Raw genomic sequence first — 1,842 nt, forward strand, 5'->3', positions numbered from 1 at the left:
GCACCGGGGCCGGGCGGCGGACCCGGGGACCGGGCGGTGCGCCGGGGACGATGGGGTGTCCCGGCGCAGCCGCCGTATGCCGGGTCCGTCGCGCCTGAGCGTCAGGACTCGTGCTCCAGAATCCCCGACCGTGCGATCAGATAGCCGAGCTGAGTGCGGCTGCCGCTGCCCAGGGACGACCCCAGCTTGGCGATATGGGCCCGGCAGGTGCGGACGTTCATCCCGAGACGGCGGGCGATCGCCTCGTCCACATGCCCTTCCACCAGCAGTTTCGCGATGGAACGCTGCACGCCGGTGATGCCGTCGAGATCCGGTCCGTAGCTGACCGGCTCCTCCCAGGGCAGGCCGTGCAGCCAGAACTGCTCGAAGACGCCGACCAGATACTCGACGATGCCCTTGTGCCGCAGCTCCAGCGCGGAGAGCCGGTCGCTGCTCGCCGGGATGAAGGCGACCTTGCGGTCGACGATGATCAGGCGGTCGATTATTTCCTCCAGGGTGCGCACCTCCACCCCGGTCGGTCCGACCTTCTCCATATAGGCGAGTGTGGCGGGGTGGTGGCGGGCCGTGTGCTGATAGAGCGTGCGCATGCGCACACCCCGCTCGATCAGCGGTTCCACCCTGCGGAGTGCCTTCTCCAGGGCGTGCGGCTGCCGTCCGCTGCCGGGCTGGACGGTGAGGAGTTCCTGGGTGCAGTCGGCAGTGACCTGATCGAGCGTTGCGTTGATGCGGTTGAGTCCTTCCAGGACGGTGATTCCCTGGGGGACGGCGGAGTTCTGAGCGGTGAAGGCCATGAACGGTTCAAGCGCGTCGGCGAGTGCGACGGCCCGTCGCCGCCGTTCCTGGATCTCCCGCTCGATGGGGTGTATGAGCTGCGTCAGGGCGGTGGTCGGCGACACCGGACGGAGCCACTGGGCGTCGTAGGGATCGGGGTGGAGCAGGGCGAGGTCGAACAGACACGGTGTGGACTCTGCTTCTGACCGGGCGATACGACCGGTGCGCAGGGCTGTGATGTATAGGCTTTTTCCCGCCTCGCACAACTTGCCGTCTCCGTGAGGGTGTCCGGGTTCGCCCTCATTAGACGTCATATGTACCCCCTCATGTTCCTGCATTACAGGAACATGATGCCTGCGGTCGCTGGTGCAAGCGTTCGGAGTGAGACATCGTCTTATGCGCGGGGGAGAAGGAATGATCAAATGAGGTGGAGATCACCCATGTCTAGGACGCTACGTGCTCTTTGTGCCTTTGCCATGGCGGCAGCCGCGCTAGGCGCGGTGGCCTCCCATGGTGAGTCCTTCCAGGACGGCGCTCCGGTCGGCACGGTGGCGGCGGTCCAGGGGGAGCCCTCGTGGGACAGCACGCTTCTCGCCGGGGCAACGGGAGCCGGGCCGGGAGTGCCTTCCTGGACTGACTTCACGTCGTCGGGCGTCGTGTCCGGCGAACCCTCCTGGGACCTCTCTCCCGCAAGCTCCCCCGCCGGCTCTCCCAAGGGCGCGGAAGCATGACCGTCCCTCCGGACGACCGGACCTTCCGGCGTGAGATGGCCACGGCCTACCGGTCGGGATGGCACTTCATCGATCTCGTCACGGCGATCCCCCACCGTGGTGACTCGCTGATGGTCACCCTGTTCGGGGAGCCGATCGTCGTGGCACGCGAGGAGGACGAGGATGTCCGCGCCTACCGCTGTCTGCGGCGCCCGCGCGGCGCACCGCAGCCGGTGCGCTGCGCGATCCGGTACGGAATGATCTTTGTGAACCTGGACCAGCGCGACCACCAGATGGCCGAGCCGGACACCACCACCGCCACCCCCCGCAGTGCCTGAGCGATTCCCCCGTCGCTCCATAT

The 1,842-nt window shown here is 67.3% G+C and carries 2 protein-coding genes; one reads left to right on the plus strand and one right to left on the minus strand.

The annotated features are described in order from the left end of the window. Positions 1–101 precede the first annotated feature (101 nt). On the minus strand, positions 102–1,085 hold the full coding sequence (locus tag ACWF94_RS39760; RefSeq protein WP_453500052.1) for a helix-turn-helix transcriptional regulator: 984 nt from the start codon (positions 1,083–1,085) through the stop codon (positions 102–104). 413 nt (positions 1,086–1,498) lie between these two features. On the opposite strand from ACWF94_RS39760, the gene ACWF94_RS39765 reads away from it, so the two are divergent. After that, complete coding sequence (locus ACWF94_RS39765; RefSeq protein ID WP_453500054.1) at positions 1,499–1,819, plus strand: (2Fe-2S)-binding protein; 321 nt, start codon at positions 1,499–1,501, stop codon at positions 1,817–1,819. Positions 1,820–1,842 lie beyond the last annotated feature (23 nt).

Source organism: Streptomyces sp. NPDC055078 (genome assembly GCF_053607985.1).